Source organism: Actinomyces sp. Marseille-QA0893, from assembly GCF_976954355.1.
This window is the reverse complement of record NZ_CDRJSY010000007.1, coordinates 1-5,290: the sequence shown is the minus strand read 5'-3', so window position 1 is coordinate 5,290 and position 5,290 is coordinate 1. Positions and strand designations below refer to the sequence as shown.

3 rRNA genes are annotated in these 5,290 nt (G+C 55.4%); all 3 read right to left on the bottom strand.

From position 1 onward, the window contains the following. Window positions 1-65: ribosomal RNA gene (gene rrf / locus ACWNMW_RS08220) — 5S ribosomal RNA — on the bottom strand; the annotation flags it as partial. Window positions 66-218: 153 nt separating this feature from the next. Next, window positions 219-3,334: ribosomal RNA gene (locus ACWNMW_RS08215) — 23S ribosomal RNA — on the bottom strand. Between the two features lie 351 nt (window positions 3,335-3,685). Continuing rightward, window positions 3,686-5,223 (bottom strand): 16S ribosomal RNA (locus tag ACWNMW_RS08210). Window positions 5,224-5,290 lie beyond the last annotated feature (67 nt).

Sequence of the window (5,290 nt, the reverse complement as noted above, 5' to 3'; positions counted from 1 at the left end):
TTGCGGGCTTAGCTTCCAGGTTCGGAATGGAGGCTGGGCGTTTCCCCGCGGCTATGACCACCACAAGTTGGTTCAACCATATTCACTTCAATGCCCCCGAGTGTGTGCCGCGCGTGTTGGCCGCGCGTTTGGCGTGGGGGTTTGTGTTGGTTGTGATCCGTATAGTGGTTTGACGAGCACTCTCTTAGTGTCTGTCAACCGTTTGTGGTTGATGTGTTTGTGTTTAGTGTCGGCCCATTAGTACCAGTCGGCTCACGAGCACCTCGCGGTGCTTCCACCTCTGGCCTATCAACCCGGTAGTCTGCCGGGGGCCTTCCACCCCAAGGGGTGTGGAAACCTCATCTCAAAGCAAGTTTCCCGCTTAGATGCTTTCAGCGGTTATCTTTCCCGAACGTAGCCAACCAGCCATGCACCTGGCGGTACAACTGGCACACCAGAGGTTCGTCCATCCCGGTCCTCTCGTACTAGGGACGGCCCTTTTCAAGTTTCCTACGCGCACAGAGGATAGGGACCGAACTGTCTCACGACGTTCTGAACCCAGCTCGCGTACCGCTTTAATGGGCGAACAGCCCAACCCTTGGGACCAACTCCAGCCCCAGGATGCGACGAGCCGACATCGAGGTGCCAAACCATGCCGTCGATATGGACTCTTGGGCAAGATCAGCCTGTTATCCCCGGGGTACCTTTTATCCGTTGAGCGACCACGCACCCACGTGCCATGGCCGGATCACTAGTTCCTGCTTTCGCACCTGCTCGACCCGTCGGTCTCACAGTCAAGCTCCCTTGTACACTTGCACTCGCCACCTGATTACCAACCAGGCTGAGGGAACCTTTGAGCGCCTCCGTTACATTTTAGGAGGCAACCGCCCCAGTTAAACTACCCACCAGGCACTGTCCCCAACCCGGATCACGGGCCAAGGTTGAGGTGACCGCTTGAACCAGAATGGTATTTCAACGACGACTCCACCACGGCTGGCGCCGCAGCTTCACAGTCTCCCACCTATCCTACACAAGCACAAGCGAACACCAATACCAAGCTATAGTAAAGGTCCCGGGGTCTTTCCGTCCTTCTGCGCGAAACGAGCATCTTTACTCGTACTGCAATTTCGCCGAGTTCACGGTCGAGACAGCGGAGAAGTCGTTACGCCATTCGTGCAGGTCGGAACTTACCCGACAAGGAATTTCGCTACCTTAGGATGGTTATAGTTACCACCGCCGTTTACTGGGGCTTAAATTCACCGCTTCACACCCCGGAGGGCGTTGACGGTTCCTCTTAACCTTCCAGCACCGGGCAGGCGTCAGTGCGTATACATCGCCTTACGGCTTCGCACGCACCTGTGTTTTTGATAAACAGTCGCTTCTCCCTATTCTCTGCGACCCCCCGGCCCCACCAGCACGCAAGGCGCTGGGAAGCTAAGGGGTCCTCCTTCTCCCGAAGTTACGGAGGAATTTTGCCGAGTTCCTTGACCATGATTCACTCGAACGCCTCGGTATACTCTACCTGACCACCTGAGTCGGTTTAGGGTACGGGCGCCTTGCCCCCTCGCGTCGAGGCTTTTCTCGGCAGCATAGGATCACCACAAGTCCACACACACGTGCGTCCCTCATCAGTTCTCACCCTAGTGTCTCCCGGATTTACCTAGGAAACGGGCCACAACCTTAAATACGCCAAACCACCGGCGCACTGCAGCTACCTTTCTGCGTCACCCCTGTTAATACGCTTACCTCCACCACCGGGTCCCAAGACCAACCGCCAATCACACCCCGAGGGGCATGATCATTGGTCGGCAAAATTGGTTAGCATGATGATCTCGGTATTGGACGGTTGCTAGGCGGTACCAGAATATCAACTGGTTATCCATCGACTACGCCTGTCGGCCTCGCCTTAGGACCCGACTAACCCAGGGCGGATAAACCTAGCCCTGGAACCCTTAGTCAATCGGCGCTGCGGATTCTCACCGCAGATTCGCTACTCATGCCTGCATTCTCACTCCCACACAATCCACCAGAGGTTCCCCCCAGGCTTCACCTCATGCAGGACGCTCCCCTACCCAACAACACACCAACAATCATTCAATGACGCCAGCATACGTGTTGCTGCCACAGCTTCGGCGGTACGCTTAAGCCCCGCTACATTGTCGGCGCGAAATCACTTGACCAGTGAGCTATTACGCACTCTTTCAAGGATGGCTGCTTCTAAGCCAACCTCCTGGTTGTCACCGCGACTCCACATCCTTTCCCACTTAGCGCACACTTAGGGGCCTTAGCTGATGATCTGGGCTGTTTCCCTCTCGACTACGAAGCTTATCCCCCGCAGTCTCACTGCCATGCTCAACCCTATTGGCATTCGGAGTTTGGCTGACGTCAGTAACCCACAGGGCCCATCGGCCATCCAGTAGCTCTACCTCCAACAGGAACCACACAACGCTGCACCTAAATGCATTTCGGGGAGAACCAGCTATCACGGAGTTTGATTGGCCTTTCACCCCTACCCACAGCTCATCCCCCAGGTTTTCAACCCTGGTGGGTTCGGTCCTCCACAAAGTCTTACCCTTGCTTCAACCTGGCCATGGGTAGATCACCCCGCTTCGGGTCCAGAACACGCGACAAACGCCATATTTCAGACTCGCTTTCGCTACGCATACCCCACACGGGTTAAGCACGCCACATGCCACTGACTCGCAGGCTCATTCTTCAAAAGGCACGCCATCACCCCACAAGGCTCTGACGGCTTAAAAGCATCCGGTTTCAGGTACTATTTCACTCCCCTCCCGGGGTACTTTTCACCATTCCCTCACGGTACTATGCACTATCGGTCACTCAGTAGTATTTAGGCTTACCAGGTGGTCCTGGCAGATTCACACGAGATTTCACGAGTCCCGCACTACTCGGGAACACAACCCACACAACATGTCACCGGCTGGCCTACACGACTATCACGCACTACGGTCCCCCATCCCAAGAGGTTCAACCACCAACAACACACCATGCCCACCCCCGGCAGAAGGCGAACGATCATGCCCCACAACACCCCATGCGCAACGGCCGCCGCCTATCACACGCACAAGGTTTAGCCTCCTCCGCTTTCGCTCGCCACTACTCACGGAATATCTTCTCCTACGGGTACTGAGATGTTTCACTTCCCCGCGTTCCCCCCACCACCCTATTTCATTCAAGTGATGGTAACTGGCCATAACACCAGCTAGGTTCCCCCATTCGGAAATCCTTAGATCAACGCTCGCTCGTCAACTCCCTAAGGCATATCGCAGACCGCCACGTCCTTCATCAGCTCTGAGTGCCAAGGCATCCACCGAATGCCCACAAAAACTAAACAAAACCACAGACACAAAAAACAAAAAAGAAACAAAACCCTAAAAACAAAATTTTAGAGAACAGGTTTCAATTGCAATAAAGATGCTCATCAACCACTATACAGATCACAAACAACACACCACACAACCAGCAACACCAAACAAACCCTGGTGCCAACAGTTGTGGGCTTAACGCCCAACAGGTGTTGAACGTGAACCCGACAGCATGCTTGCCTCTTGCATAACATTTATGCCCAACCCAAAAACGCACCCACACCCACCACCCAAACAGGCAGCGTCCTAATGCAGGCACAAGAAACACACACAACCCGGAAAACCCAGGCCGCATACGTCCCCTAAAATGGGCTCCCTAGAAAGGAGGTGATCCAGCCGCACCTTCCGGTACGGCTACCTTGTTACGACTTCGTCCCAATCGCCAATCCCACCTTCGACCACTCCCCCCAAACGGTTAGGCCATGGGCTTCGGGTGTTACCAACTTTCGTGACGTGACGGGCGGTGTGTACAAGGCCCGAGAACGTATTCACCGCAGCGTTGCTGATCTGCGATTACTAGCGACTCCACCTTCATGGGGTCGAGTTGCAGACCCCAATCCGAACTGAGACCGGCTTTAAGGGATTCGCTCCACCTCACAGTATCGCAACCCTCTGTACCAGCCATTGTAGCATGCGTGAAGCCCAAGACATAAGGGGCATGATGATTTGACGTCATCCCCACCTTCCTCCGAGTTAACCCCGGCAGTCCCCCACGAGTCCCCACCATAACGTGCTGGCAACATAGGGCAAGGGTTGCGCTCGTTGCGGGACTTAACCCAACATCTCACGACACGAGCTGACGACAACCATGCACCACCTGCACACGACCAACTAAATGCCACCACATCTCTGCAGTGCCGCCGTGCATGTCAAGCCTTGGTAAGGTTCTTCGCGTTGCATCGAATTAATCCGCATGCTCCGCCGCTTGTGCGGGCCCCCGTCAATTCCTTTGAGTTTTAGCCTTGCGGCCGTACTCCCCAGGCGGGGCACTTAAAGCGTTAGCTACGGCGCAGAAACCACGGGTGGCCCCCACACCTAGTGCCCAACGTTTACAGCGTGGACTACCAGGGTATCTAATCCTGTTCGCTCCCCACGCTTTCGCTCCTCAGCGTCAGTAACGGCCCAGAGACCCGCCTTCGCCACCGGTGTTCTTCCTGATATCTGCGCATTCCACCGCTACACCAGGAGTTCCAGTCTCCCCTACCGCACTCAAGTCTGCCCGTACCCACCGCACGCCCCCAGTTAAGCCAGAGGATTTCACGGCAGACGCGACAAACCGCCTACAAGCCCTTTACGCCCAATAATTCCGGACAACGCTCGCACCCTACGTATTACCGCGGCTGCTGGCACGTAGTTAGCCGGTGCTTCTTTACCCACTACCCTCACCACAACCCAAAGTTGCGGCTTGACCATGAGCGAAAGAGGTTTACAACCCGAAGGCCTTCATCCCTCACGCGGCGTCGCTGCATCAGGCTTTCGCCCATTGTGCAATATTCCCCACTGCTGCCTCCCGTAGGAGTCTGGGCCGTATCTCAGTCCCAATGTGACCGGTCACCCTCTCAGGCCGGTTACCCGTCAAAGCCTTGGTAAGCCATCACCCCACCAACAAGCTGATAGGCCGCGAGCCCATCCCCCACCAGAAAAAACCTTTCCACCACCCCCCATGCGAAGGACAGTGAATACCCGGTATTAGCAGCCGTTTCCGACCGTTATCCCAAAGAAGAGGGCAGGTTACTCACGTGTTACTCACCCGTTCGCCACTCATCCAGCCCAGCAAGCTGAGCCTTCAGCGTTCGACTTGCATGTGTTAAGCACGCCGCCAGCGTTCGTCCTGAGCCAGGATCAAACTCTCCGAACAAAACTGTAAAAACAATAAGCCCGGAAAACCCACCACCAAAAGCAGTAGGCAATCCCAACCAAAAAAA